The organism is Nonomuraea sp. NPDC049684, assembly GCF_044465345.1.
GTDB lineage: Bacteria > Actinomycetota > Actinomycetes > Streptosporangiales > Streptosporangiaceae > Nonomuraea.
This window is the reverse complement of the sequence record NZ_JBITLO010000017.1, coordinates 137,568-163,419: the sequence shown is the minus strand read 5'-3', so window position 1 is coordinate 163,419 and position 25,852 is coordinate 137,568. Positions and strand designations below refer to the sequence as shown.

The 25,852-nt window shown below is 69.5% G+C and carries 21 protein-coding genes; 7 read left to right on the top strand and 14 right to left on the bottom strand.

Translation table 11 applies throughout. The annotated features are described in order from the left end of the window. Positions 1–338: 338 nt before the first annotated feature. The 3 genes from ACIBST_RS40185 to ACIBST_RS40175 form a co-directional block, all read right to left on the bottom strand. Positions 339–1,385, bottom strand: a complete 1,047-nt coding sequence (locus ACIBST_RS40185; protein ID WP_397178772.1) for a threonine aldolase family protein — start codon at positions 1,383–1,385, stop codon at positions 339–341. A gap of 1,401 nt (positions 1,386–2,786) precedes the next feature. Next, positions 2,787–3,743, bottom strand: a complete 957-nt coding sequence (locus ACIBST_RS40180) for a D-alanine--D-alanine ligase (protein WP_397178771.1) — start codon at positions 3,741–3,743, stop codon at positions 2,787–2,789. A 128-nt stretch (positions 3,744–3,871) separates the two neighbouring features. Then, on the bottom strand, positions 3,872–5,218 hold the full coding sequence (locus tag ACIBST_RS40175; protein WP_397178812.1) for a PLP-dependent aminotransferase family protein: 1,347 nt from the start codon (positions 5,216–5,218) through the stop codon (positions 3,872–3,874). Between the two features lie 155 nt (positions 5,219–5,373). On the opposite strand from ACIBST_RS40175, the gene ACIBST_RS40170 reads away from it, so the two are divergent. Further along, a complete protein-coding gene (locus tag ACIBST_RS40170; protein ID WP_364333084.1) occupies positions 5,374–5,991 on the top strand; it encodes a GNAT family N-acetyltransferase in 618 nt (205 codons plus the stop codon). Between the two features lie 77 nt (positions 5,992–6,068). Here ACIBST_RS40170 and trxA read toward each other — a convergent pair whose 3' ends face one another. From trxA to ACIBST_RS40130, 8 genes are all read right to left on the bottom strand, one after another. Beyond that, positions 6,069–6,383: a thioredoxin gene (trxA, locus tag ACIBST_RS40165; protein WP_397178770.1), complete on the bottom strand. Its 315-nt coding sequence runs from the start codon at positions 6,381–6,383 to the stop codon at positions 6,069–6,071. A 10-nt stretch (positions 6,384–6,393) separates the two neighbouring features. Next, entirely contained in the window at positions 6,394–7,326 is a 933-nt protein-coding gene (gene trxB / locus ACIBST_RS40160; RefSeq protein ID WP_397178769.1) for a thioredoxin-disulfide reductase, read from the bottom strand. Between the two features lie 124 nt (positions 7,327–7,450). Continuing rightward, positions 7,451–8,323: an anti-sigma factor family protein gene (locus tag ACIBST_RS40155; RefSeq protein WP_397178768.1), complete on the bottom strand. Its 873-nt coding sequence runs from the start codon at positions 8,321–8,323 to the stop codon at positions 7,451–7,453. Next, complete coding sequence (gene sigM / locus ACIBST_RS40150; protein ID WP_397178767.1) at positions 8,313–8,948, bottom strand: RNA polymerase sigma factor SigM; 636 nt, start codon at positions 8,946–8,948, stop codon at positions 8,313–8,315. The genes ACIBST_RS40155 and sigM overlap by 11 nt, the downstream gene beginning before the upstream one ends. A 16-nt stretch (positions 8,949–8,964) precedes the next feature. Then, positions 8,965–10,482, bottom strand: coding sequence for a protein kinase family protein (locus ACIBST_RS40145; protein ID WP_397178766.1), 1,518 nt, complete (start codon positions 10,480–10,482; stop codon positions 8,965–8,967). A gap of 230 nt (positions 10,483–10,712) precedes the next feature. After that, positions 10,713–12,317 carry a murein biosynthesis integral membrane protein MurJ gene (gene murJ / locus ACIBST_RS40140; protein WP_397178765.1) on the bottom strand — a complete coding sequence of 535 codons (1,605 nt, stop codon included), beginning with the start codon at positions 12,315–12,317 and terminating at the stop codon, positions 10,713–10,715. After that, positions 12,314–14,416: a DUF6049 family protein gene (locus tag ACIBST_RS40135; protein WP_397178764.1), complete on the bottom strand. Its 2,103-nt coding sequence runs from the start codon at positions 14,414–14,416 to the stop codon at positions 12,314–12,316. The genes murJ and ACIBST_RS40135 overlap by 4 nt, the downstream gene beginning before the upstream one ends. A gap of 44 nt (positions 14,417–14,460) precedes the next feature. Further along, positions 14,461–15,015 carry a YbaK/EbsC family protein gene (locus ACIBST_RS40130; RefSeq protein ID WP_397178763.1) on the bottom strand — a complete coding sequence of 185 codons (555 nt, stop codon included), beginning with the start codon at positions 15,013–15,015 and terminating at the stop codon, positions 14,461–14,463. Between the two features lie 100 nt (positions 15,016–15,115). Between ACIBST_RS40130 and ACIBST_RS40125 the strand changes: the two genes are divergently transcribed. Next, complete coding sequence (locus ACIBST_RS40125; RefSeq protein ID WP_397178762.1) at positions 15,116–16,540, top strand: CCA tRNA nucleotidyltransferase; 1,425 nt, start codon at positions 15,116–15,118, stop codon at positions 16,538–16,540. On the opposite strand, the gene ACIBST_RS40120 is transcribed toward ACIBST_RS40125, so the two are convergent. After that, positions 16,520–17,809, bottom strand: a complete 1,290-nt coding sequence (locus ACIBST_RS40120) for an MFS transporter (RefSeq protein ID WP_397178761.1) — start codon at positions 17,807–17,809, stop codon at positions 16,520–16,522. The genes ACIBST_RS40125 and ACIBST_RS40120 overlap by 21 nt on opposite strands. Positions 17,810–17,904: 95 nt before the next feature. Between ACIBST_RS40120 and idi the strand changes: the two genes are divergently transcribed. Next, complete coding sequence (gene idi / locus ACIBST_RS40115) at positions 17,905–18,489, top strand: isopentenyl-diphosphate Delta-isomerase (protein WP_397178760.1); 585 nt, start codon at positions 17,905–17,907, stop codon at positions 18,487–18,489. Positions 18,490–18,515: 26 nt separating this feature from the next. Here idi and ACIBST_RS40110 read toward each other — a convergent pair whose 3' ends face one another. Both ACIBST_RS40110 and ACIBST_RS40105 read right to left on the bottom strand, forming a co-directional pair. Next, entirely contained in the window at positions 18,516–19,595 is a 1,080-nt protein-coding gene (locus ACIBST_RS40110; protein WP_397178759.1) for an inositol-3-phosphate synthase, read from the bottom strand. A 13-nt stretch (positions 19,596–19,608) separates the two neighbouring features. Next, complete coding sequence (locus ACIBST_RS40105) at positions 19,609–20,193, bottom strand: PadR family transcriptional regulator (protein ID WP_352322949.1); 585 nt, start codon at positions 20,191–20,193, stop codon at positions 19,609–19,611. A 133-nt stretch (positions 20,194–20,326) separates the two neighbouring features. Here ACIBST_RS40105 and ACIBST_RS40100 point away from each other — a divergent pair, with 133 nt between their 5' ends. The 4 genes from ACIBST_RS40100 (at position 20,327) to ACIBST_RS40085 (ending at position 25,793) form a co-directional block, all read left to right on the top strand. After that, entirely contained in the window at positions 20,327–20,713 is a 387-nt protein-coding gene (locus ACIBST_RS40100) for a DUF5318 family protein (RefSeq protein WP_352322948.1), read from the top strand. A 351-nt stretch (positions 20,714–21,064) separates the two neighbouring features. After that, the gene (locus tag ACIBST_RS40095; RefSeq protein ID WP_397178758.1) at positions 21,065–23,419 is read left to right on the top strand and encodes a transglycosylase domain-containing protein; all 2,355 of its coding nucleotides are present in this window, start codon (positions 21,065–21,067) and stop codon (positions 23,417–23,419) included. Beyond that, complete coding sequence (locus tag ACIBST_RS40090) at positions 23,416–24,732, top strand: glycosyltransferase family 87 protein (RefSeq protein WP_397178757.1); 1,317 nt, start codon at positions 23,416–23,418, stop codon at positions 24,730–24,732. Before ACIBST_RS40095 ends, ACIBST_RS40090 begins: the two co-directional genes overlap by 4 nt. Beyond that, complete coding sequence (locus ACIBST_RS40085) at positions 24,729–25,793, top strand: mannosyltransferase family protein (protein WP_397178756.1); 1,065 nt, start codon at positions 24,729–24,731, stop codon at positions 25,791–25,793. The genes ACIBST_RS40090 and ACIBST_RS40085 overlap by 4 nt, the downstream gene beginning before the upstream one ends. Positions 25,794–25,852: the final 59 nt, after the last annotated feature.

Genomic DNA, 25,852 nt, shown 5'->3' with positions numbered 1-25,852 from the left:
TCCGAGCGCTCTCCGCTCTCCGAGCGCTCTCCGTTCTCCGAGCGCTTTCGCTCGCCCGACTTTCCGGCTCTTGCCTAGGTCGCTCGGTGCCAGGTGGTGAGTGCTCGGTGGCTTCCTTCGCTTCGAAGCGGCGTGGCTGTGGTCGCGCCTGGTGATCTCTGGTTAGCCTCGGCCTCTTTCGGGATGAGCCTCGGATAGGTCGGCTCCCCGCTGTTCCACGCCCACGCATCCGCTCCTGGATGGGCGAGGGCACGTGTTTCACGTGAAACCCCTGCGGGACTCCGGCTGAAGAGGCGTGGCGGGAGGCGGTGTTTCACGTGAAACGGTGCGGGAGGAGGTCAGGAGGTGGCTGCCTTGTGGAGGGCGGCCAGGAAGTCGTCCACGTGTTCTTCGGTGGTGTCGAAGGCGGTCATCCAGCGGACCGTGCCTGCGGGCTCGTCCCAGTAGTGGAAGAGGTAGTCCTGCAGGAGCGATTCGGAGATGGCGTGGGGGAGGGTGGCGAAGACGGCGTTGGATTCCACGGGATGGGCGAGGGTGACGCCGGGGACGTCCGCAAGACCGTTCGCCAGGCGGAGTGCCATCTGGTTGGCGTGGGAGGCGTTGCGGTGCCACAGGTCGTCGGTCAGGAGAGCGGAGAGCTGGGCTGAGACGAAGCGCATCTTGGAGGCGAGCTGCAGCGATTGGCGGCGGAGGTAAGGGACTGCATCTGTCAGGGACGAGTCCAGGACGACCACCGCTTCGGCAGCCATGGCGCCGTTCTTGGTGCCGCCGAAGCTGAAGACGTCGACGCCTACGTCCGTGGTGATGGCTTTCAGGGAGCAGTCCAGGTGGGCGGCGGCGTTGGCGAGGCGGGCGCCGTCCACGTGAAGGCGTAGGCCGGAGGCGTGGGCCGTTTCGGCCAGGACGGCGATCTCGGCGGGGGAGTAGCAGGTGCCCAACTCGGTCACCTGGGAGATGGAGACGACCGTCGGTTGCGGCTCGTGGTGCTGGCCGATGAGGTGGAGGTGGGCCTTGATGTCGTCCGGGTGGAGCTTGCCCTGAGGGGTGGGGATGGTTCGGAGCTTCACGCCCAGGAGGCGTTCCGTGGCGCCCGTTTCGTGGGTGGCGATGTGGGCGGTGTCGGCGCAGAGGATGGCGTCGTAGCGGCCGAGCATGAGGGCCAGGCCGACCATGTTGGCGCCGGCTCCGTTGAGTACGGCGAAGCCTTCCGCTCCGGGGCCGAACGTTTCCTTGATCTTGTGCTCGAAGGTTGAGGTCCAGGTGTCGTCACCGTAGGCGGGGGCGTCTCCCGGGTTGGCGGCGGTCATGGCGTTGAGGATGTCGGGGTGCACGCCTGCGTGGTTGTCGCTGGCGAAGCTCTTCGGGTGGGCGGGATTGATCGGCACACCGTAAGGCTATGCAAGGCGCCTGGGCGGAGGCAGTAAGGGGCGGGGCGCCGGAGTAGTTCTCGCGGGTGCCTCGCGGGTCGTTGGTGGTGGTGTTAGGGGATGCACCGCACGAGGGACAGTGGCAGCAGCCGCCGTACAGGGCCGAGAGCGATTGTTGCCAGGCGGGCCAAGAGGACTGCCGTGCGGCGGGCAAGGTGAGGCGCCGAGCGGGGGACCGGAGCAGCATCACGCGAAGCACCCGGAAGTGGTTGCCTGGCGGACTAAGAGAGCTGTCGTGCGGCCACATTACGGGATGCGCCGCTCGGCGGACGAGAGCAGCAGCCGCGTGGGAGACGAGAGTGGCGGTTGCCTGGCGGACGAGGGAGACGCCGTACAAGGGGCGAGGGAGCAGTAGCCGCGCGGCGGGACGGGGAGCACGAGAAGCGAGCGGGTAGCAGCCGCGTGGCGGGATGCGAGCGGTGATTGTCCGGCAGCCAAGGGAGCTGTCGCGTGGCGCTTATGGGATGCGCCGCCCGGCGGACAAGACAGCAACTGCCGGTTGGGAGACGGGGGTGGCGGCCGCCCTAGGCGGACGAAAAGAGCTGTCGTGCGGTGGCTTACGGGATACGCCGCCCGGCGGACGAGAGGGCCGCAGCCGCTTGGGGGACAGGAGTGGTGGTTGCCTGGCGGCCAGGGGGAGCTGTCGTGCGGCGGACCACGGGAGGCGCAGCACGAGGGACGAGAGAGCAGCAGCCGCTTGGGGGAGGGGAGCGGTGGTCGTCCGGCGGACGAAGAGCTGTCGTGCGGCAGGTTACGGGGACGCGCCGCCCGGCGGAAGAGAGGGCCCGCAGCCGCTTGGGCGAGAGGAGCGGTGGTTGCCTGGCGGACGAAAAGAGCTGTCGTGCGGTGGCTTACGGGATGCATCGCGCGGCGGGATGCGAGCGGTGAGTGCCCCGAGGCCAGAGGGAGCTGTCGGGCGGCGGGCAACAGGAGGCGCCGCACAAAGGGCGAGCAAGCAGCGCCGTGCGCGGGACGAGAGCGATCATCGCCTGACTGACCATGGGGCTGGTCGCGCCGGGACAACAGGCGGCGCCCGCAGCCCGACAACAAGGCAGTAGCCGCGCGGCAAAGAAGACCCGCCGCTGCACGGCGACGAACACTAGCCGCCGCGCGGCGAAGAAAACCCGCCGCTGCGCGGCGACGAACACTAGCCGCCGCGCGGCGAAGAAGACCCGCCGCTGCGCGGCGACGAACACTAGCCGCCACGCCGCGAAGAAGACCAGCCGCCACGCGGCGAAGGGAAGGGGGCGTCGCCTGGCGAAGAGGAACAGTTGCCCGTGAAGGAGAACAGTCGCCGCGCCGCGAAGGAAACAGTCGCGGCGCGGCGGAGAAAAAGAGGTTGTTGCTAGAGGGAGTGGGTCAGGGGCGGGGGCGGTGGGCGGCGGTTTGGAGGAGGGTGCGGCAGAGGTCGCCGAGGTCGCGCCCCGCCGCCTCCACAGCCATAGGCAGCAGCGACGTCTCCGTCATCCCCGGCGCCACGTTCACCTCAAGGAAGTGCGGGTCGTCGGCCGCGTCCACGATCAGGTCGGTACGGGAGATGTCCCGCAGCCCCAACGCCGTGTGCGCCGTCACGGCCATCCGGGCGCACGCTTCGGCGGCGGCCGCGGAGAGGCGGGCGGGGGCGAAGAACTCGGTGTGCCCGGCGGTGTAGCGGGCGGCGTAGTCGTAGACGCCGGCGTCGGGGACGATCTCCACGGCCGGCAGCGCCACGGGCCCCTCGCCGAGGTCGACGACCGAGACCGACACCTCGACGCCCTCGACGTACCGCTCGATGAGAGCGGTGTCGCCGTAGGCGAAGCAGCCGACCATGGCGGCGGGCAGGTCTTCGGCCGTACGGACGATGGATGCGCCGAGCGCCGAGCCGCCGCGGGCGGGCTTGACGAACAGGGGGAGGCCGAGCCGGTCGATGATGCGGCCGAGCACGACGGTGGCGCCGAGATCGTGGAAGGTCTCCCTGGGGAGGGTGACGGACTCGGGGGTGCGCAGGCCGACCGAGCGTACGACGGCCTTGGCGGTGGGCTTGTCGAAGGCCACGCGGCAGGCGTCGGGGCCGGCGCCGACGTAGGGCACGTCGAGGAGTTCGAGCACGGACCGGATCGCGCCGTCTTCGCCCGCGCCGCCGTGGAGGGTGACGAACACCGCCTCGGGCGGGTCGGCGAGGATGGCGGGCACGAGGGAGGCGTCGGTGTCGCGGGCCTCCACGTCGATGCCCGTGGCGCGCAGCACCTCGCTCACCCGGCGGCCGGAGCGCAGGGACACCTCCCGCTCATAGGAGAGGCCCCCGGCCAGCACGAGCACGTGGCCCAGATCGCTCATCACATCTCCTCCGCTGATCGTACGCGTCCAACCGTACCGGCGGCTGGCGGCGAATGGTGTAGGTGAGGCCCGCACACGAGTACGGCCGGCGTCCCCGTCCCCGGGGAGCGCCGGCCGTACCGAGGAAGCTAGGCCAGTTCGGGCCCCGGCGTGTCAACGCCGGCCCGCTCGGGACCGGAGCCGGTGCCGAACATGTCCCGGAGCTGCATCTCCTGCTCGATCACCCCGGACAGGCGCCGGACGCCCTCGCGGATGCGGTCGGGCTCGGGGAAGCAGTAGGACAGTCGCATGTGCCGGGCGCCGCTGCCGTCGGAGAAGAACCCGGTGCCGGGCACGAACGCCACCCGCTCGGCCACGGCCCGCGGCAGGATCGCCTTGGAGTCGAGCCCTTCGGGCAGGGTCGCCCAGACGAAGAAGCCCCCGGCCGGCCGGGTCCAGGTGACCTCGGGCGGCATCAGGGCCTCCAGGGAGTCCAGCATGGAGTCGCGCCGCTCGCGGTAGAGCTCCTTGAAGGACTTGATCTGCTCCCGCCACGGCTGCGTGGCCAGGAACTGGCCCACGGCGAGCTGCGTGAACACCGAGTGCGACAGCACGGCCGACTCCATGGCCAGGATCAGCTTGTCGCGGATGGCGTGCGGCGCGAGCGCCCAGCCGACGCGGAAGCCGGGGGCGAGCGTCTTGGAGAACGACCCCAGGTAGACCACGCCGTCGGGGTTGTCGGCGCGCAGCGCGCGCATGGGCTCGCCGTCGAAGCCGAGCAGCCCGTACGGGTTGTCCTCGATGATGAGGATGCCGGCCCGCTGGCAGATGTCGAGCACCTGCTGCCGCCTGGCCAGGTTGAGCGTGACGCCGGCCGGGTTCTGGAAGGTCGGGATCGTGTAGAGGAACTTGACGGGAGCTCCGGCGGTCTCCAGCGCGTAGATGGTCTGGGCCAGCGATTCGGGCACGATGCCCTGATCGTCCATGGCGATGTGGACCACTTTGGCCTGGTAGGCGGAGAACGTCCCCAGGGCCCCGACGTACGAGGGGCCTTCGGCGAGCACGACGTCGCCCGGGTCGATGAAGATCCGGGTGATCAGGTCGAGCGCCTGCTGCGAACCGACGGTGACGACGACGTCGTTCGCCCCGGCCTCGATCCCCTCCAGCCGCATGACCTCGCAGATCTGCTCGCGCAGGTGCGGGTCACCCTGGCCGGAACCGTACTGCAGCGCGACCGTGCCGCGCGTGGTGACCAGGTCGGAGACCAGCTCGCCGACCATGTCGAGGGGGAGCGCCGTGACGTACGGCATGCCGCCGGCGAGCGAGACCACCTCGGGTCTCGACGCGACGGCGAAGAGAGCTCGGATCTCGGAGGCGACCATCCCGGTAGCTCGCGCGGCATACCGGTCGACGTAGGCGTCGATGCGCGACCCTTGGGTCGCGGGTGTCTGACCGTGATCAAGCTCTTCCGTCACGGCCCACCTCCTAGGTGTCATATCGGACCGAAATACCAGATTACGCCAGTCGGACATGTCCTTCGTGACCGGGCTCGACCGTCGTGGTATCCGCTGGCTGCATCTTCACTGAGCTACCATGCCACCAACGGACGCGGTTTTCGCGCGCTTTTCTGGGTCGACGATAGGGGCCGTAGTTGTCGCGCCGGCTGGTCAACATAACCCTGGACAATCTCGAAGATCTGCCACGCCGCTGCCGGCGATGCGTGTTCTGGGAGCTCGATCCCGTCAGCGGCGAGCGTGCCATCCACTCCGGCGACTCCGGCCTGGAGAAGGAGGCCTGGATCTCCGGCACGCTGCTGGAGTGGGGAAGCTGCGGGAAAATCGCCTACGTCGACGGGGTTCCAGCGGGGTTCGTGCTCTACAGCCCGCCGCTCTACAGCCCGCGGTCGCTGGCCTTCCCCACCTCGCCGGTGAGCGCCGACGCGGTGCTGCTGATGACGGCCCACATCATCCCCGAGTTCTCGGGCGGCGGGCTGGGCCGCATGCTGATCCAGGGCGTCGCGAAGGACCTGACCCGGCGCGGGGTGAAAGCCATCGAGGCGTTCGGCGACCTGAAGTGGGAAGAGCCTAGTTGTGTAGTTCCTGCGGAATACTTGCTTTCTGTGGGTTTTAAGACGGTTCGACCGCATTTGCGGTTTCCGCGCTTGCGTTTGGAGCTGAAGAGCGCCATCTCGTGGCGTGAGGACGTCGAGGTGGCCCTCGAACGCCTTCTGGGGTCCATGAGCCCGGAGCGCGCCCTTCGTCCCGTCTGACGGCTCTTGGGGGCCGAAGAAGGGCAAACGAAAGCCCCCCGCGGGCACCGCCGCAGGGGGCTCTCACATGAGGGCGACTAGATGATGCCGTCGAGCTCGCGCAGCAGCATGGCCTTCGGCTTGGCGCCGATGATCTGCTTCACGACCTCGCCCCCCTTGTAGACGTTCAGCGTGGGGATCTGGAGCACGCCGTACTGGCGGGGAACCTCGGGGTTCTCGTCGATGTTCAGCTTGACGATCTCCAGCTTGTCGCCGTGCTCGTTCGCGATCTCCTGGAGGATGGGCGCGACCTGACGGCACGGGCCGCACCACTCGGCCCAGAAGTCGACCAGCACAGGCTTGTCGCTCTTGAGGACCTCTGTCTCGAACGTGGCGTCGGTAACTGCCTTCACGGTGCGCTCCTTACTTCTCGTTGTTGGCCAGCCAGCGCTCGGAGTCGAGCGAGGCGGCACAGCCGGTGCCGGCCGCGGTGATGGCCTGGCGGTAGGTGTGGTCGACGACGTCGCCGGCCGCGAACACGCCGTCGATGTTGGTGGCGGTCGACGGCGAGGCGACCTTGATGTACCCGTTCTCATCGAGCTCGACCTGGCCCTTGACCAGGTCGGTGCGCGGGTCGTGACCGATGGCCAGGAACAGCGCGTCGGTGGCCAGCTCGCACTCCTCGCCGGTCTTGACGTTGCGCAGCTTGACGGCCTCGACCTTGGTGTCGCCGAGCACGTCGACGACCTCGGAGTCCCAGACGAACCGGATCTTCTCGTTGGCGAACGCGCGCTCCTGCATGATCTTGCTGGCGCGCAGCTCACCACGGCGGTGGACGACCGTCACCATCCGCCCGAACCGGGTCAGGAACGTCGCCTCCTCCATGGCGGTGTCGCCGCCGCCCACGACCACGATGTCCTTGTTGCGGAAGAAGAAGCCGTCGCAGGTGGCGCACCAGGACACGCCGTGGCCGGACAGGCGCTTCTCGTTCTCCAGGCCGAGCTCGCGGTAGCCCGAGCCCATGGTCAGGATCACCGACTTGGCGTAGTAGGTGTCGGTGTGGGTCTTGACGACCTTGGGGTTGGCCTCCAGGTCGACCTCGACCACGTCGTCGGCCACCAGCTCGGCGCCGAAGCGCTCGGCCTGCTTGCGCAGGTTGTCCATCAGGTCGGGGCCCATGATGCCGTCGGGGAACCCGGGGAAGTTCTCCACGTCGGTGGTGTTCATGAGCGCACCGCCCGCCGTCACGGAGCCCTCGAAGACCAGCGGCTTGAGTTCGGCGCGCGCGGAGTAGACGGCCGCGGTGTAGCCCGCAGGGCCCGACCCAATGATGATCACGTTACGAACGTCGCTCAACGCTCCCACGCCTTCCTCGTCTGCTGTTTGCTTCGGGCTCAACAGATCCTAGGCCGCGCTGATTCCCGGCCTTGCCCGCGAAACGAAAGAGCCCGCCGAAGCGGGCTCTGACGTGGGCTTTCGATTACCAGCGGCCCAATGTGGGCTTGCGCAGGTTCTTGCAGTTGAACGGGTCGACGATGTCGATGCGCAGCTTCTTGGCGGCCTGGTCCTTCCAGGAGGCCACGATCAGCGCCTCCTGACCGTTGTACTGGCCCTGGTCGACCGCGAACGTCTTCAGCTTCGAACGGGCGGCCACCTTGCCGACGCATCGGTCGACCCTGGCGGTGTCCGTGGGGCCTTCGAGGGCCGGAGCGGCGCCGAAGTACCCGAGCAGCGGCTGGCGCAGCTCCCGGTCGCTGTAGTTGTAGTTGCTGTCGGTCAGCGCGTAGGCCTTGGCCCGCTGGTGGGGCTTGGACGGCGTCACCGGCTGCGCCACCGTGGGCCCGGACGAACCGCCCGGTCCGCTCCCGCCGGCCAGCAACCCGCCCGAGACCGCCAGCGTGCCGACCACCACCGCGGCCGCCGCCGACGCCGCCACGGCGGGCATCGCCCACCTGCGCCGCCGTGCGGACCGGGTCCGGGCCGGGACGATCGTGCCGTCGTCGGAGACCACCCCGAGACGTACCGGCTCGGGCGTCTCCGCCGCCGGCTGCTCCCACGGGGAGTCCCGCATGAGCCTGTCCCAGTCCGGTGCCTCCACGAGGCCGACACCCCCGCGGCGGGACTCCGCCTCGGCGGCCAGCGCCTTGTCGATGCGCATTGCGACGCCCATCGGCATGGCCGGTGTTGGGGTCGCCGCGAGCACCTCGCGAACCGCCGCCAGGTCTGCCAGCAGCTCCCCACAGGGGTCGCAGACCGCGAGATGCTCGCGGACCCGGCGTGCCGTCGCGGCGTCCAAGAGATCCTCTGCCAGCTCGGCGAGGACCTCAAGATCGTAGTGCGTATCACCCGTCACGAAGTTCTGCTCCCTTCGCGGATGAGACGCGGTTGAGGTCCGAACGGTTCCGCAGATGCGAAAGAATTGGGGCAAGTTTCGCGCGCCCCCGTGCGCATCTGCTCTTCACGGTGCCGCTCGGCACCTGTAGCACCTGAGCTGCGTCTTCGACCGAATAGCCCATCATGTCCACGAGCACGAGAGCCGCCCGCTGGTCGGCGGGCAGCAGTTTCAGAGCGGCCGAAACCTCCATCGAGACCTCGCGCTCGACGGTCTGGTCGGGGAGCGGGCTGTCCCGCTCGGCGGCCTCGATCAGTTCGTCGTCGGCCACCGGACGGACGGACTTGCGCCGCATCCGGTCGAGGCAGGCGTTGACGACGATGCGGTGGAGCCAGGTGGTGACGGCCGCCTCGCCTCGGAACGAGGAGGCCTTGCGATATGCGGAGACGAACGCGTCCTGAACGGCGTCCGCCGCCTCGTCAGGGTCACCGAGAGTACGCAGCGCCACCGCCCACATGCGGTCACGGTGCCTTTTGACGATCTCGCTGAACGCGTGTGGATCCCCGTTGATGTGCGCGGTGAGCAGCTCGGCGTCTGTGATCGCCGGCCGCTCCGCTGGTGAGGGTGTCTCGGGTGGGGAGTTCACAAGAGAGATTCCTGATTTATGCCGATCCGGGAGAATGCACCACTACTTCATAGATGGTGCCACGAAACTGGCCTGCATCCGCCGGAACGCGCGTAAACCAGATCAAAACGTACCGACCGCTTGCCGGGTCCCCGGGAGTCAGGGTGGTCTTGCCCGAGGCGCTCTTCTGGGTCGCCACGGTCTTGAGCGAGCCGAGGTCGGGGGAGTCGCCGACCTTCAGCTCGACGCTCGCGCCGTCGGCCTTGGCCAGCGTGGCCACCACGTCGCTGATCTGCATGGACTTGCCCATGTCGAGCAGCAGGCCGACGCCCTTCTTGAGGTTGCCCAGCTCGGCGCTGCCGTAGCTCTGGGTCGTCCAGGCCGTGCCGGGCTTGCCGTCGATGGCCAGCTCGGCGATGTCGGACTTCTCGTCGCCGTCGTCGCCGAGCGGGTCGAAGCCCTTGGCCTTGTCGGGCTTGACGGCCTGGGCCGAGGCCGAGGCGGAGGACTTGCCGGTGGTCGGGCTGACCGACGCCTCCGGGGTGGCGGGGCTGCCGAGGCTGCGGCCGATCGTCCAGGCGCCGACGCCCACGGCGGCGATGACCAGCAGCACCACCAGCGTCATCAGCACCCGGTTGAGCACGCTGCCGCCGCCCTGATTGGGCGGCCGGCGCGGCACGGGAGGCGGCGGCGGCATGGTGCGCTGCTGCCGGTGGGCGATGTCGAGGCCCTCGGTGTGCGAGGCGGAGGCGACCGCCGGCGTCGAGGGGTAGGAGATGGCGATCGGCATGGGCCGGGCCACGTCGGCCAGCGCCTCGGCGACCTCGGACGGGCTCGCCAGCGCGCCCTGGCCCTTGCGCGACTCGGGAAGGCAGGCGCGGACGGTGACGGTGTCCAGGTAGTTCGGGACGCCGGCGGTGACCTGCCGCGGCGAGCAGAAGTGCCCGTCGATCATGGGAGCGGCGGGCAGGCCGCCCTCCTCCTCGTCGCCGGGCCAGTGGCCGGTCAGGCCGGCGTACAGCAGCCTGCCCAGGCCCTCGGCGTCGTCGAGGGCGGGCTGGTCGGTGGTCAGCCCGGACAGCGCGGCGTCGACGGCCACGCCGAGCACCTTGACCGTGTTGCCCGTCGTCCAGATCAGGTGGGACGGGCGCAGGCACAGGTGGTAGAGCTTGGCCTCGTGGGCGTGCGCCAGCGCCTCGGCGGCCTCGGCCACCAGACCGGCCGCGCGCTCGGGCTCCAGCGGGCCGGCGGCGAGCAGGTCGGTCAGCGACTCGCCGGTGACCCACTCGCTGACCACGTAGGAGTGCTTGTCGTCCTCGGCGGCGTCGAACACCTGCGTCAGGCGCGGGTCGGTGAGCCGGCTCGCGGCACGGGCGGCGGTGACGACCTCGTGCACGCGCGGGAAGTCGGGGCCGAACGTGTGCACCGCCACCGGGCGGGCGAGGATCTCGTCGATCGCCTTCCACAGGGTCGCGCCGTCGGACTCGCTGACGCGGTCCTCCAGCCGGAAGCGCTCGGCCAGTCGGGTGCCGGGTTCCACGGCCGACGTGCTCACAGGCTCTCTCCGCTAGGCCGATCGGGCGTGCTCATGACTCGACTCACCTGCGTGGTGGTGTCCCACGTAGGCACGCTATGCCGGGTGGATCCGCCCACGCCCCTCCTGCTTCCATTCGCGCGTGTCGGGCACCATGGTAGTGCCGAGTCGATTCCGCCCGCGTTCTTTGCCAACGGGAAACTCGTCAGCCGTCGTGGTCAAGTCCGTCCATATGCCGGATTTCCCAATTACTACCGACCTACGCGTCTGGCGACCATACCAACGAGTGAGTTGACCTCCGCTATGCGCATCCTGTGGGCGACGGCGAGATAGAGCAACAGTCCCAGCCCACCACCCACGGCCAGGACTATCAGCGAGTTGACGAAACCCAGACCACCGAACAGCTGAGTGACCACCCAGACCGTCAGCAGCCCCAGCACGGCGGTGGGCAGCGACGCCAGGTACATCCTGGTCAGCGCCGTGCCGATGGTCCAGCCGCCCAGGCCCTGGACCCGGCGGCTGGCCAGCGTCCAGGCCAGGACCGCGCCCAGCCCGTACGCGACGGCGTAGGCCAGCGCCAGGCCCATCACCGCGTAGCGGGCCGGCAGCAGCACGAAGAAGATCACCATGAGCAGCGCGTTGACCGCGGTCGTGCCGGCCCCCACGAACACCGGCGTACGGGTGTCGCCGAAGCTGTAGAACACCCGCAGCAGGAGCTGGAACACCGCGAACGGCACCAGCGCCAGGCCGTAGACCTGCAACACGTTCCCGATGTAGACGGCGTCGGCGACGCTGTTGGCGCCGTGGCCGTAGATCGGCACGGTGACCGCCGGGCCGAGCACCATCAGCAGCAGCGAGACCGGCACCATGAGCGAGCAGATGAGCCGCACGCTCGACCCGAACTCGCTGCGCACGTCGTCGAGCCGGCCCTCGCCCACCGCCCGGCTCATCCGGGGCAGCATCGCCGTGATCACCGACACGCCGATGATCCCGTACGGAAGCTGGAAGAGCTGGAACGCCAGCGTGTACGGGCTGATGCCGTGGCCGGCCACCTCGTTGCCCGCCGAGCTGGCCAGGTTGGTCGTCAGCATGAACCCGAGCTGGGTGACCACCACGTAGCCGATGGTCCAGACCCCGGCCCGGCCCATCTCGCCCAGCCGGGCGTTGCGCACGTCGAAGCGCGGCACGAACGAGAACCCCACCCGCTTGAGCGCGACGATCAGCACCACCGCCTGGGCGACGATGCCCGCCGTGGTGCCGAGGCCGAGCAGCGCGAGGTCGCCGGTGGTGACCGCCTCGATGTCGGACCCGCTGCCGACCACGGCGTAGGCCACGAACACGCAGATGACGACCAGGTTGTTGAGCACGGGGGCCCACATGGGGGCGCCGTAGCGGTCGCGGGTGTTCAGGATGGCGCCCGCGACCGCGCCGATGCCGAAGAAGGCGAGCTGCGGCAGGATGAACCGGGCCAGCATGACCCCGGTCTCGAACTTGATGCTGCCGCGGTCCCAGTCGGTGTAGAGGTCGATGAGCAGCGGCGCGCCCAGCACGGCGAGCACGGCCACCACGACCAGCACGGCGGTGGCCAGCGTCAGCAGGCGCTGCTCGTAGGCCCGGCCGCCGTCGGCGTCGTGCTGCTGCGCCCGGACGATCATCGGCACCACCACGCTGCTCAGCACGCCCAGCAGCAGCAGGTCGAGGATGCTGTACGGGATCGCGTAGGCCGCGTTGTAGGAGTCGCCCAGCGCCGCGGTGCCGATGGCGTAGGCCAGCACCATCGTGCGGGCGAACCCGGTGACCCTGGACACCATCGTGCCCGCCGCCATGATGGCGCTGGCCCGCAGCATGCGGCTCATACGGTCTCACTCTCCCGGGATTTGCCCGCTCGCGCGAGCCGTCGCTCGGACCGGCGGCGCAGGATCCGCGTCACGACGGCGGCGAGCATCACCGTCAGCGCGGCGCCCACGATGACCAGGGCGATGCCGGTGTAGCCGGTGGTGCGGATGGTCAGTCGCTCCGGCTTGCCGTAGGGCAGGCCGTCGATGGTGCGCAGCTGCACGGTGACGGTGGCGTCGCCGCTGGTGCTGGCGTTCATCGTCACCTGCAGCGTGCCGCTCTGGTTGCCGCCGATCAGCAGCGGCTCGATCGGCGGTGGCGGAGAGATGATCTGCAGCCGCTTCAGGTCGTTGGACTTGACGTCGATGTACAGGGTGACGGGCTTGTCCAGCGAGTTCTTCACGCTGATGGGGACCACGCCGTTGCTGCCGGCCAGCGTGCGCGGCGCGTCGGTGATCTGGATCTTGTCGATGCGCTCGTCCACGGCCGCGCCGACGAGCTTGGTCACCACCCGGCCGGCGCGGGTGTTGTTGCGCCAGGCCGACGAGGTCAGCCTGAGCACCGCGGCGTCGAAGGCCGAGGGCGCCTTTGTCCCGGTGACCGAGGCGGTGAGCTGCGCCTGCGTGGCGACCTCCTTGACGGGGGCCAGGTACTTGGCGCTCAGCTCCTCCTTGCGGTCCTGATCGGTGTAGGTGAGCCCGGCCCGCGGCGTGGCCGCCTTGCTCGGCTTGATCGATTCGAGCTTGGTCATCGACAGCCATGGCAGCTTGTTCGCGGTCTGCAGCAGGCTGGTGACCAGCGCGGGGTTGGGATCCCAGCGGCGCGACGGCGCGACGACCAGCGACCGCGGCTCGACCTGCCCGGCCTCGGCGGCGATCATCGCGGTCTCGGCGATGAAGCGCTGCGTGCTGAGCAGGACCGTCGTGGGCGCGGTCGGCTCGAACAGCCGGCTCAGCTCGGCGTCGGCGACCAGCGCCTTGACCGGGCCGGCGACGCTGTCGAGGGTGGCGACGGCGTCGGGCGTGTGGGCGACGGGCGGCTGCGGCGGCAGGTTGGTGGAGTTGAGCAGGACGGTGGTGACCTTGCCGGGGCTGACCGAGAGCAGGTCGAGCGCGTCGGCGTCGAGCACGCCCGCGGGCGGCCAGTTGATCGAGGTCTGCGCGTTGCGGTTGAGCAGCGCCCTGGCGGTCTGGCCGCCGAGCTCGATCGCCCGGCCCGGCTGCGCGTCGAGCCCCTGATGGGCCAGGGCCGTCACGTCGGGGTCGCCGTAGGGGGTGGCGACGACGGGGGAGGAGGCCAGCGCCGTGCTCATGGTGGACAGCCAGGTGCCGGCGGTGTCGTTGGCCGGTTTGCCTTCTGTGCCGTTCTTGGTCTTGACGTGGTAGCCCTTGGTCATCGCCTTCAGGTCGTCGAGCAGCGACGGCTCGACGAACCAGGTGACGCTCTTCGGCGCCGTCTGCGCGATGCGGGCCAGGTCGGCCAGGCGGCCCTTGCCGCTGAGCGACTGGCTCAGCTTGTCGTCGACGAACAGCGTCTCGTCGGAGCCCCGGTGGGGCTGGTCGATGACGGGCAGGGCGACGGCCAGCTTGTTGCGCGGCAGCTTCGGCGTGGTGGGCGGGGCATAGGTGAGGAACGTGCGCTGCGCCGTGATCGGCACTTCGTTCTGGGAGACGTCGACGGCGATCCGGTAGACGCCGAACGCCTGGTAGCCGAGCTGGATCGGGGTCGCCGTGAACGTCCAGGTGGCCTGGCCGCCGACGGCCAGGGCCGGGATGTCCATGGCCGAGGTGCGCGAGACGTTTCCGGGCAGCGTGGCGTTGTTCTGGTCGCTCTGGTACGCCGCCATGGAGGCGCGGTCGTAGAAGCGCTCGCTCGTGTAGCGCAGGCGTACGCGGAGCGGGCCGAGCGCGGTCCCGGTGTCGTTGCGGACCGTGCCGGTGAACTTGATCTCGTCGGTCGGGCTGCTCGTCACCTGTGGCGTGATCGACGTGATGGAGACCGCGAGCGTCTCCCGCGCCGCCTCCACCGTGGCAGCAGAGTTCGGCGCCGCCGCCACCATGGGGGCGAGCGACGCGACGGACATCACGGCGAGCAGCGCGACCTTACGGATCACACGCATGCCAGAGCTGGGGTACGACGGCGCACGCCCGCAATGGTACGGGTTCAGTGCCGCGGCGCGACCGCCTCGCGTGTTCCCCGTGGTCGGGGCGTACGCAGGTCGACCGTCTTGCCGGTGAGGAGATTCAGCAGGTCGAGCGCACGAAGACAGAGCGCGGTGTGCCGTTCGCCGGTGGCGGTGAAGACCGCCAGGTCGTCGGCGACGAGCCGGTCGTCGATGAGCACCGGCAGCGTCTCCGGCAGCAGCAGCGGGCAGACGAGCCCGTCGGTGTAGTCGGTGGCCGAGTTGACCAGGAAGGCCGGCGCCGGCCGCACCTGGCGGGCGCCCAGCAGGCCCCCGACGACGCCGGGCTGGGGCGGGTTCGCCGCGGTGGCGACGACGGCGACGACGACCTCGCTGCCGATCCGGGTGGCGACGTCGAACACGGTGACCACGACGCACCGCCCGGGCTCCGCGGAGACCGTCTCCGGCAGTTCCTCCGCGCAAGTCATGGGGCGCGGAAGGCGTACGATCTCATGATGGACCTGGTGTGCGAGGAGCCAGCGGTGGATCGCGAGGGCGTCCTTCATGAAGTCCTCCTCCGTCTCGCCCTGTTCCATGGCCCCCGACGGTCCCCAGACCGAAGGTAACCCGGACCTGATGTGGCTCGGGGGATATGTTCCGGAATCGAAGGACCGACAGGGTTTGTCCGACTCAACAATGACCGAAAGCCAGCAGCGGGCGATGCACGACCTGTTCCGCAAGATCGCACCGGTGGCCGACGAGCTCGGCCGCCTGTTCGCCGACCACGGCCACGAACTGGCCCTCGTCGGCGGCCCCGTGCGCGACATCCTGCTGGGCCGCGTCGGCAACGACCTCGACCTGACCACCGACGCCAACCCGCACAGGGTGCTCGACGTCGTCAGGGACTGGGCCGACTCCGTGTGGACGATCGGCATCGACTTCGGCACCGTCGGCCTGCGCAAGGGCAACTGGCTGATCGAGATCACCACGTACCGGAGCGAGTCCTACGACCCCAAGTCGCGCAAGCCCGAGGTCGCCTACGGCGAGACGCTGGAGGCCGACCTGGAGCGGCGCGACTTCGCGGTCAACGCGATGGCGGTGCGCCTGCCCGGCCACGAGTTCGTCGACCCCTACGGCGGCCTCGACGACCTGCGCGCCAAGCGGCTGCGCACGCCCGGCACCCCCGAGCGCTCGTTCGCCGACGACCCGCTGCGCATGCTCAGGGCCGCCCGCTTCGCCTCCCAGCTCGGCTTCGGCGTCGACCGGGCCGCCCTGGCGGCGATGACCGCGATGGCCGAGCGCATCGAGATCGTCTCGGCCGAGCGCATCCGCGACGAGCTCGACAAGCTGATCTGCGGCGCCAACCCGCGCGAGGGCCTGCGCCTGCTGGTGGAGACGGGCCTGGCCGCGCACGTGCTGCCCGAGCTGCCCAAGCTGCGCCTGGAGATCGACGAGCACCACCGGCACAAAGACGTCTACGAGCACACGCTGACCGTCCTCGACCAGGCCATCGCCCAGGAGGAGGACGGCAAGCCCGACCGGATCCTGCGCTGGGCCTCGATCATGCACGACATCGGCAAGCCCAAGACCCGGCGCCACGAGGCCGGCGGGCGGGTGTCGTTCCACCACCACGAGGTCGTCGGCGCGCAGATGACCAAGAAGCGCATGGCCGAGCTGAGGTTCCCCAAGGACGTCGTGGCCGACGTCTCCCACCTGGTCGAGCTCCACCTGCGCTTCCACGGCTACGGCACGGGGGAGTGGACCGACAGCGCCGTGCGCCGCTACGTGCGCGACGCCGGCCACCTGCTCAGCCGCCTGCACAAGCTGACCAGGGCCGACTGCACCACCCGCAACAAGCGCAAGGCGGCGGCGCTGTCGCGCACCTACGACCAGCTCGAAGAGCGCATCGCCCGGCTCGCCGAGGAGGAGGAGCTGGCCAAGATCCGGCCCGAGCTCGACGGCAACGAGATCCAGGCCGTGCTCGGCGTGGGCCCCGGGCCCGTGGTGGGGCGGGCGTACAAGTTCCTGCTCGACCTCAGGCTGGACAAGGGCGTGCTCGGCAAGGAGGCGGCCACCCAGGCGCTGCTCGACTGGGCTAGGTCAAACGGCCTGGGAGCGTGACGACGACGTCGTGACCATCCGGTAGGCCAGCGCCGCGAGGGGGTAGCCGACCGTGATGATCACGACGGCCGGGTACGACTTGCCGTTGGGCGGCAGGATCGCGGCCGACAGCGCGGCGGCCAGCACGTACATGCCGTTGAAGAGCATGTCGTAGAGGGAGAAGGCGCGGCCGAGATAGGCGTCCTCGACGTCGCGCTGGACGGTCGTGTCGGCGCAGATCTTGACGCTCTGCCCGGCCACGCCCAGCACGAAGCCGGCCACCGGCAGCCCCCACGTCTGGAACGGCAGGACGAGCGCGCCCGCCAGCACGCCGGCGCAGGACAGCGCGATGACCACCCAGGGGCCGACGCCGAACCGCTCGGTCGCGTACGGGGTGATGATCACCGCGAGGAAGTAGCCGAAGCCGGAGGCGGCCACCACCAGGCCGATCCCGCGCAGGGCGGCGTCGGGGTCGCCGTCGGTGAAGTAGTAGCGGTAGAGGATGATGCCGAGGGCGGTGGCCATGCCGTACAGGAAGCGGTGGGCGGCCATCGCGCCCATGGTCGCCGCCGCCTCGCGGTGGCGGGCCAGGTGCCGGGCGCCGTCGACCAGGCCCACGACCACGTTGCGCAGGGCCTCGCGGGCCTGGGGCTGGTCGGGGTCGAAGGACGGGCCGAGCAGCGCGCGGTCCATCGTGCGGGCGACCAGGGCGCTCAGCCCGAACATCACGCCGGACACGACCAGCAGCAGCCCGATTCCCCGGTCGCTGTCGCCGAACACCTCGCGCAGCAGGAACCCGACGCCCGCGCCGACGAACGTGACCACGGTGCCGCAGGTCGGCGTCACCGCGTTGGCCGCCATCAGCCGGTCGGACGGCACCACGTGCGGCAGCGAGGCGCCGAGCGCGGCCAGGAAGAACCGGTTGACCCCGAGCACGCCGAGCGCGGCCGCGTAGAAGACGGGGTCGGGCGCGTCGGAGGCGACCAGCGCCGCCGCGACCAGCAGCAGCCCACCGCGCACGAACGGCGCTATGACCAGGATCTGCCGCCGCGACCACCGGTCGATGAACACCCCGACGAACGGCCCGAGCACGCTGTACGGCAGGAACAGCACGGCCAGGCCGGCGGCCACCGCCAGGGCCGTGGTCTGCTTCTCGGGGCTGAAGAAGGCGAAGTTCGTGACGCCGAACTGGAAGATCCCGTCGGAGAACTGGGAGACCAGCCGCGTGCCGAACAGCCGTCGGAAGTCACGGCCTTGGAGGACGACGCGGAGATCGGCGACGAATGACACCCCGTCAGCCTAGCCCGGCGCACCGCGGCATAGGATGCGCCGGAGGCGGCCGGGCGGGTTACGAACGCGCATGACGATCTCGTACGCTTCAAAGCGTGACCACTGAGGAACACGTTGTGCTGGTCGACCGCGAGGGGCACGCGCTCGGCACCGCGCCCAAGACGTCGGTGCACGGCCGGGAGACCCCGCTCCATCTAGCCTTCTCCAGCTACGTCTTCGACCCCGAAGGCCGCGTGCTGCTCACCAGGCGGGCCGGCCACAAGCTCACCTGGCCCGGCGTCTGGACCAACAGCTGCTGCGGCCACCCGCTGCCGGGCGAGGCGCTCGGCCGGGCGGTCATCCGCAGGCTCTCCTACGAGCTGGGCCTGCACGCCGGCGGCGCCGATCTCATGCTGCCCGGCTTCTCCTACCGCGCCGTCATGGGCAACGGCATCGTCGAGCACGAGCTGTGCCCGGTCTACCGCGTCACGGTCGACGCCCCCGTGGCGCCCAACCCCGACGAGGTGGGCGAGGTGCGCTGGATGCCGTGGAAGGAGTTCGCCGAAGGCGTGCGCAGCGGCCTGCTGGCGATCTCACCGTGGTGCAGGGAACAGGTGCCGCTGCTCAGCGAGCTGGGCGCCGACCCGCTGACCTGGTCTCCCGCCTCCGACGACGAACTGCCCCCCGCCGCGCGCGGCTGAAGCCGCGGCCGCGAGGGGCCCACAGGTCAGCGCTCGACCTCGCCCCTGATGAACTTCTCGACGTACTCGCGGGCCTCGTCGTCGGAGTACTGCTCCGGCGGCGACTTCATGAAGTACGACGACGCCGACAGGATCGGGCCGCCGATGCCCCGGTCAAGAGCGATCTTGGCCGCGCGCACGGCGTCGATGATGATGCCGGCCGAGTTGGGGGAGTCCCAGACCTCCAGCTTGTACTCCAGGTTCAGCGGGGTGTCGCCGAACGAGCGGCCCTCCAGGCGCACGTACGCCCACTTGCGGTCGTCGAGCCACGGCACGTGGTCCGACGGGCCGATGTGCACGTCGGCCTTGCCCATCTCGTGCGGGATCTGCGAGGTGACCGACTGCGTCTTGGAGATCTTCTTCGACTGGAGGCGGCTGCGCTCCAGCATGTTCATAAAGTCCATGTTGCCGCCGAAGTTGAGCTGGTACGTGCGCAGCAGCTCGACACCGCGGTCCTCGAACAGCTTGGCCAGCACGCGGTGCGTGATGGTGGCGCCGACCTGCGACTTGATGTCGTCGCCCACGATCGGCACGCCGGCCTCGGTGAACTTCTCGGCCCACTCGGGGTCGGAGGCGATGAAGACCGGCAGCGCGTTGACGAACGCCACCTTGGCGTCGATGGCGCACTGCGCGTAGAAGCGGTCGGCCTCCTCCGAGCCCACCGGCAGGTACGACACCAGCACGTCGACCTGGTTCTCGCGCAGCACCTTGACCACGTCGACGGGGGCCTCGTCGGACTCCTCGATGATCTCGCTGTAGAACTCGCCCAGACCGTCGAAGGTGTGACCGCGCATCACGGTCACGCCCGTCGGGGGCACATCGGTGATCTTGATGGTGTTGTTCTCGCTGGCGACGATCGCCTCGGACAGGTCGCGGCCGACCTTCTTGGCGTCCACGTCGAAGGCGGCCACGAACTCGACGTCGCCTACGTGGTAATCACCGAACTTCACGTGCATCAGGCCCGGCACTCGTGCGGCCGGGTCCGCGTCCTTGTAGAAGTGGACACCCTGGACCAGCGAAGACGCGCAGTTGCCGACACCGACAATGGCCACGCGAACCGAACCCATCGCACTCGCTCCCTTACTCATCAGTTGACGTGGTATCTCTCTCGGGCCCTTCCGAGGCCCGCCGCTCCGTGGCGATCAGCTCGTTCAGCCAACGCACCTCGCGTTCGACCGACTCGAGCCCATGGCGCTGCAGCTCCAGCGTGTAGCTGTCGAGCCGCTCCCTGGTACGGGCCAGCGCCGTGCGCACGCTGTCGAGGCGCTCCTCCAGACGGCTGCGGCGGCCTTCGAGGATGCGCAGGCGCACCTCGGCCTCCGTGTGCCTGAAGAAGGCGAAGTGCACACCGAAGCTCTCGTCCTCCCAGGCTGACGGGCCGGCCTGGGTCAGCAGCTCCTGGAGGCGTTCCTTGCCCTCCGCGGTGAGCTTGTAGACGATCTTCGACCGGCCGCCGACGATCGTGGCGGGAGCGGGCTGCTCCTCCACGATGAGGCCCTGGGCCAGTAGTGATCGCAGACAGGGGTACAGCGATCCATAGGAGAACGCACGGAACATGCCCAACAGGGCGTTGAGCCGTTTGCGCAGCTCATAGCCGTGTAGCGGCTGTTCGTGCAGCGACCCGAGCACGGCTAGCTCCAGAACTCTGCCTTGTCCGCTGGCCACTGGAACCGCCCCCTCTCGCGCCGATGTATCGAGTCGATACATCCAGAGGATACGTCGATTCGCTATAAGGCCGCAATCAAAGGATTTGCCAAGCCGTTGGGATGATTCGGTAAAACGCCGTAGTCTGGCGCTCATGTGGTCACAGCGGAGGGTGGTGGACTACGGCCTCGCCAAGCGGGCAGCGGTCCGTTCCCTGGAGGTGGGCCGTGCCTCGCGCGGAGACCTCTGTGACGCACAGCCGTACCTCCTTCGCGCGGCCCGCGTGTTCGGCGAGCCGACCGAACGTCTCTGCCCGGTGTGCGAGAGGGAGAACGTCACCAACGTGACCTATGTCTTCGGCGATTCGCTGGGACGGCATGCCGGTCAGGCAAAGGCCACGTCAGAGCTTGTCGAAATGGCCCATGATTACGATGAGTTCCGGGTGTACGTCGTCGAGGTCTGCCAAGGTTGTTCCTGGAACCACCTGACGGTCTCGTTCGTCCTCGGCAACGGACCGCCAGACCTCGTCGGCCAACCGTGAACACCGAGGGCGGCGAGTCACCTCACGCCCATACGCCGTTTTTATCCGACGACGATGCGAGGACGTGTGAGTAACAGCATGAATGAGGGGACGGCCCGCCCGGGAAGGCGCCGTCGCTCCAACTCATCCCGTTCTGTGCCCCCAGGTTCTCCTCCCCAAACCGGCGAATCCGATTGGGGTGCGGCGCAGTCGCCGCGTCGTCCTGAAGCCGCTTATGAGCAGACCGGCGCGATGTCCGCGCAGCCGTACAGCGACCCAGCCTCCGGGCCGCAGCCCCAGCGCGGGGCGCCCCAGGGGCGTGAGGAACTGCCGCCGCGCGCCCGCTCCCGGGCGCGGCAGGACACGCGTTCGATGAGCAACCAGGAGACGATGGTCAGCGACGCGCCGCCCAGGCGCTCGCGCCGGGCGAGCGGGCAGGGCGAGCCGCCCGAGCCGCCCGGCCCGCCCGGCCCGCAGGACAGGAAGCGCGGCGGCTGGCGCCGGTTCGTGCCCAGTTGGAAGATCGTCGTGGCCAGCGTGGTCGTGCTGGCGGCCGGCATCTTCGGCATGATCATGGTCGCGTACAACCTCACGCCGGTGCCCGAGGCCACCCAGGCGTCGGCGGTCGCGCAGCAGAGCACGCTCTACTACCGCAACGGCAAGGTCCTCGCCAAGCTCGGCGTGCCCCGGCAGACCGTCACCATCGACAAGATGGCCGACACCGTCAAGGACGCCACGGTCGCCATCGAGAACAAGACGTTCTACGAGGACTCCGGCGTCTCCATCTCGGGCATGGCCCGTTCGGTGTGGATGACCGCGACCGGCCAGCAGCTCCAGGGCGCCTCGACCATCACCCAGCAGATGGCCCGCGGCTACTACGACGGCCTCAGCCAGGAGGTCTCCGTCAAGCGCAAGCTCAAGGAGATCTTCGTCGCGGTCAAGCTCAACCAGACGCTGAGCAAGGAAGACATCCTCGCCCGCTACCTCAACACCGTGAACTTCGGCCTGGCCTACGGCGTCGAGGCCGCCTCGCAGGCGTACTTCGGCAAGAACGTGCACGCCAAGGACCTGACCCCCGAGCAGGGCGCCTACCTGGCCGCGCGCATCCAGCGCCCGAGCTGGGGCCCCGACGACCCCGGGCTGCGCGACCGGTGGAACACGACCATCAAGTACATGGCCGAGCAGTGGCCCCAGAAGTACGGCGACCTGCCGGCGAAGGCGAAGTTCCCCAAGGTCTACAAGGGTGAGATCAAGGAGGTGTACGCGGGCCTGCGCGGCTACATGATCACGCAGGTGCTGGAGGAGCTGAAGCAGCGCAAGCTCACCCCCGACATGGTCAGGAGCGGCGGCTACCAGATCACCTCCACCTTCGACGAGAACCTCATGAAGGCCGCCAAGACGGCCGTCGAGGCCACGACGGCGAACATGTCGAAGGAGTTCCACGCCGGTCTGGCCGCCGTCGACCCGAGGAACGGCCGGGTCCTGGCCTTCTACGGCGGCTCGAACTTCATCACCGACCCGTTCAACGAGCCCTTCGACGCCGAGAAGCAGGCCGCGTCGGCGTTCAAGCCGTACGTGCTGGCCGCCTGGCTGCAGGCCGGTTACTCGCTCAAGAGCTACGTGCCGGGCAACCAGACCGTGCCGAAGGTCATCCCCGGCCAGCAGGACGGCGGCTTCCGCAACAGCCACAACGTCGGCCAGGCCGTCGACGTGGTCAAGGCCACAGCTCAGTCCGTCAACACCGCGTACGTGTCGATGGCGTACAAGCTGCCCAGGAAGCTCGACGACGTCAAGGAGCTCGTGGAGAACGCCGGGTTCGACAAGGGGCGCATGGACCAGGACGTCAAGGACCACCAGTTCCAGTTCGCCATCGGCAGCGCCCTGGTGACGCCGGTCGAGCAGGCCGCCGGGTACTCGATCTTCGCCAACGGCGGCAAGTACACCAAGTACCACGTGGTCCAGGACGTCAAGCTGAACGGCCAGGTCGTCTACCCCGAGCAGCGGACCTCGACCAGGGTCATCGACGCGGAGGTGGCCGCCGACGCGACGACGGCCATGCAGGAGGTGCTGAGGAGCGGCACCGCCGCCGGCCAGGGCCTCGGCAACCGGCCCGCGGCCGGCAAGACCGGCACCAACAACAACGAGAAGGAAGCCTGGTTCGTCGGTTACACGCCGCAGATCTCCGCTGCTGTGGGGTTCTACCGCGAGCAGTGCGTGACCAAGACGGGCAAGACCGTTCAGCCCCGGCACTCGAACTGTCCCGTCGTCCCCAACGAGAAGAAGCCGAGCAAGAAGTACGGCCCGAACAACCCGTACACCAGGGCCGTGGAGGCCCCGCTCGGCTTCGAGGGCGCCGGCCCGCCCACCGCGACCTGGCGGCGGTTCATGCTCGCCGCCCACGAGGGCAAGCCGATCGAGCAGTTCCCGCAGAAGGCCGACATCGGCCTGCCGGAGAACATCGTGGAGCGCCCGGTGCCGACGCCGACGCCCACCGCCACGAACCCGTTCGACGACGGCGGTGACAACCCCTTCGACGACGGCAGCGACCAGAACTGCCTGGTCGCGCCGTGCAACGACGACAGCGGCGACGTCACCGACGACTCGCAGGACACCGGCATCCCCGAGGCCGACGACCACGGCATCCTGAGCGGCGGCGGAGGCGGCAAGGCGCCCGACTCCCGGCCGACGGGAACCTCGCAGATGAGCGCCCGGCACGAGGAGTGGTGACGACGACCGAGGCACGCGTCCCTCTGGCGGCGCGTGCCGTGCCGTACCTGCCCCTGGGGCTGATCGCCGCCCTGGGGGCCGTCCTCGGCTACGTCGTGCGGCTGCCGTGCCGGACCGGCGGATGGAACGACCAGGTCCAGACGTACACGAACTTCTGTTACACCGACATCTACCCGCTGTACTTCGACCGGCAGCTCGCGACCCAGAACCCGTACTTCGCCGACGTGCCGTTCGAAAAGCAGGTCGAGTACCCCGTGGTGCTGGGCGAGGTGATGCAGGCCATCGCCTGGATCTCGCGGAAGCTGGAGCTCGACCAGGTCGCGCAGGCCGTCAGGTTCTACGACCTCACGGTCCTGCTGCTGGGCATCTGCCTGGTGGCCGGCGTCCTGCTGATGGCGGCGGTGGCCGGGCCCACCCGCCGGTGGGACGCGCTGTGGTACGCGATCTCGCCCGCCGTGATCCTGGCCGCGTACATCAACTGGGACCTGGTCGCCGGCGCGTTGTCGATGGGCATGCTGCTGGCCTGGGCGCGCAGGCGGCAGGTGCTCGCGGGCGTGCTGCTCGGGCTGGCCATCGCGACCAAGTTCTACCCGCTGATGTTCCTCGGCGCGCTGTTCCTGCTCACGCTGCGGACCGCGCGCTGGCGGCCGTTCCTGGTGACGCTGGGGTCGGCCGCGGGGGCCTGGCTCGTGGTCAACGTGCCCTTCATGGTCTTCGCCTGGGACGGCTGGCGCCGGTTCTACGTCTTCTCCCAGGAACGCGGGATCGACTGGGGCTCGCCGTGGCTGTTCTTCCAGCGCAAGGGCTGGGGGATCCTGGGCGAGGCCGACGTCAGCACGCTCGGCATGGTGACGCTGGCCGCGCTCTGCCTGGGCATCGCCGTGCTCGCGCTCACCGCGCCGCGCCGGCCCCGGCTGGCGCAGCTCTGCTTCCTCGCCCTGGCCGCGTTCATGATGACGAACAAGGTGTGGTCGCCGCAGTTCGTGCTGTGGCTGGTGCCGTTCGCGGTGCTGGCCAGGCCCCGGTGGAAGCCGCTGGCGTTGTGGCAGTTCGCCGAGGTCTGGTACTTCGCGGCGATCTGGCTCTACCTGCTCGCCCAGGCCCCGCTCAGCAGGGACGACCTGGGCATCGGGGACAACACGTACTTCACCGCCGTCTGGGGACGGGTCATCACCATCGGGATCATGATGGCGTTCGTCGTCCGTGACATCCTGCGTCCGGAACGGGACGTGGTGCGCCAGGACGGCATCGACGACCAGGCGGGCGGGGTGTTCGACGACGCCCCCGACCGGTTCGTGCTGAAGACGAGATGATCACCCGCTCGGCCGCTCGGGACGCGCTGCTGCTGTGGCTCGGATCGCGGGCCGGGCTCCTGCTGTCGACGCTGCTCGGCCTGACCCTGGCCGAGTACGCCGGCAAGTGGCGCCAATGGGACGCCGGCCTGTTCGTCACCATCGCCCAGTACGGGTACGACGGCGAGCCGGGCAAACCGCGCGACGACGGCCTGCCGGCGTTCTTCCCCGGCCTGCCGGTCATGCTGCGGGCGCTGCATCTCGTGGTGCCCGACTGGGCGATCTGCGGGCTGCTGATCTCGCTGGTCGCCGGGGCGGTGGCCATGGTCGCGCTGGCCCGGCTGGCCGAGGTCGAGGGCGCGACCGGCTGGATGGCGGTCCTGGCGCTGCTGCTGTTCCCGATGGCCGTGTTCCTGGCGGCGGGCTACAGCGAGTCGCTGTTCCTGGCCTTCGCGATCCCCGCGTGGCTGGCCGCCCGGCTCGGACGCTGGCCGCAGGCCGTGCTGCTGGCGGCGGGGGCGTCGTGCGTGCGGATCACCGGTCTGTTCCTGGCGGTCGCGCTGGCGGCGGAGTTCGTCAGGAGCAGGGAGTCGTGGCGGCGGGCCGGCTGGCTGGCGGTGCCGTTCCTTCCGCTGGCGGCGTACTCCTTCTACCACTACCGGCGGTCGGGCGACTGGCTGGCGTGGAAGCACGCGCAGGAGGCCGGCTGGGGACGCGACTTCGTCTGGCCCTGGGAGGCGTGGCGCACGACGTGGAACTCGGCCATGGGCGCCGACGACTTCGCGGTGGCCTTCCGCATGGAGATCGCCGGGGCCGTGCTGGCGGTGGGCGTGCTGGTGTGGCTGCTGGCGCTGCGCAGGTGGAGCGAGGCCGTCTACTGCGGGTTGCAGGCGGCGGCGCTGATGACCTCGGCGTACTACCTGTCGATCCCGCGCTCGCTGCTGCTGTGGTTCCCGCTGTGGGTCCTGGTCGCCAAGGTCGCGACCAGGAGGCCGTGGGTGATCGTGCTGTACGCGATGATCTGCGGGCCGCTCATGTACCTGAACGCGGCCCGCTTCCTCACGGGCGCCTGGGCCGGCTGAGGTCCCTACCCCGTTACGGGCGATTGGACGGGCTCAGATCTCTACCCGTTTCTTCGCCT